The organism is Streptomyces sp. NPDC059853 (assembly GCF_042731495.1).
GTDB lineage: Bacteria > Actinomycetota > Actinomycetes > Streptomycetales > Streptomycetaceae > Streptomyces.
Genome location: NZ_JBHWJL010000554.1, coordinates 1 through 1,444 on the forward strand (window position 1 = coordinate 1; position 1,444 = coordinate 1,444).

Genomic DNA, 1,444 nt, shown 5'->3' on the forward strand with positions numbered 1-1,444 from the left:
GGTCCACACCCATCTGTACCGTGCGTGCGTGTACGGACGGATCGCCGCCCGGCTGGCCGGCGTACGGGCGGTCGTGGCCACCGAACACTCCCTCGGCGAACGGGTGATGGAGGGCCGTCCGCTGACGCCCGGAACCCGGGCGCTCTACCTGGCGACCGAACGGCTCGGCCGGGCGACGGTCGCGGTCTCGGGGACGGTCGCCGGGCGGCTGCGGCAGTGGGGGGTCCCGGCGGAGCGGATCCACGTCGTCCCGAACGGCATCGCCCCGGAACGGTTCCGGTACGACCCGGACGCGCGGGCCGCCGTCCGGGCCCGGCTCGGCGTGCCGCCGGACGCCGTGCTGGTGGGCGGGGTGGGGCGGCTGGTGCCGGGCAAGGGCTTCCCCGACCTCGTCCGGGCGGTGGCGGGACTGCCGGACGCGGTGCGGCTGGTCCTGGTGGGCGAAGGGCCGCTGCGCGGCGCGCTGGAACGGCTGGCGGCGGAGCTGGGCGTGGCCGGGCGGGTGCTGCTGCCGGGAGAGAGCGCGGTACCGGAAGCGCTGTCGGCGATGGACGTCTTCGTGTCCGCGTCGATGGAGGAGACCTTCGGGCTCGCCGCGCTGGAGGCGCTGGCGGCGGGGCTGCCGGTGCTGCACGTGACGTGCCCGGCGATCGACGAACTCCCGCGCCGGGCGGCCCCCGGCGCCCGCCGGGTGGCGGCGGGCGCCGACGCCCTGCGGGCGGCGCTGCGCACCGAACTGGACCGGGCCCCGCACCGCTTCCCGGTCCCCGAGGCGGTGCACCACTACGACATCGGCCGGGCGGCCGGGCGACTGATGGATGTGTACGAAGGGGCGCAGAGCCGATGAGACACAAGGCGAAGACGAGAGCGAAGGCGACGGCCCGCCCGAAGACCCGCCGCCGGACGGCGGCGGGGGCGGTCACCGGCGGTGCGGACGGCGGGGAGCGCGGCGCGGCGGCGCGTGCGCCTGAGGCGGCGGTGCGGAGGGCGCCCGGGGCCGGTGGTACGGGAGGGGGCGACGCTGCGGAGGGGACTACCGGGGCGGCGAGCGGTCGCGCGGGCGTCGGTGGTTCTGCCGGTGGGGGAGCTGCGGACGGGGCGCGGCCGGACGCGGGGCCGGAGGGTGCCGGGCCCGCCACGGAGCACCGCCCGCCCGGTCGGGCGGAGACACCGGGGCGCGCGGCCTCGACCGGTGCCACCGGTGCGGCGGGTGGAGGCGGTGGGAAACACCGGAGGAAGCGCGGATCCACTCCTGCGGACGGCGGAGATGCCGCCGGCGGGGCGGCAGGGACGCGCTCCGCGCGAGGGGCGGCGGGCAGTCGGGCGAGGGCCGGTGGTTCTGCCGGTGAGGGCCCTGCGGGCGGGGTGCTCCCGGACCCGGGGCCGGAGGGTGCCGGGCCCGCCACGGAGCACCGCCCGGCCGGGGCGGCCGGGGCGATGGGCG

The 1,444-nt window shown here is 79.4% G+C and carries 1 protein-coding gene; it reads left to right on the plus strand.

What is annotated here, in order from left to right:
• The coding region (locus tag ACFV5N_RS27795) for a glycosyltransferase (RefSeq protein ID WP_385605300.1) at positions 1-847 on the plus strand (847 nt) is incomplete at its 5' end.
• Positions 848-1,444: the final 597 nt, after the last annotated feature.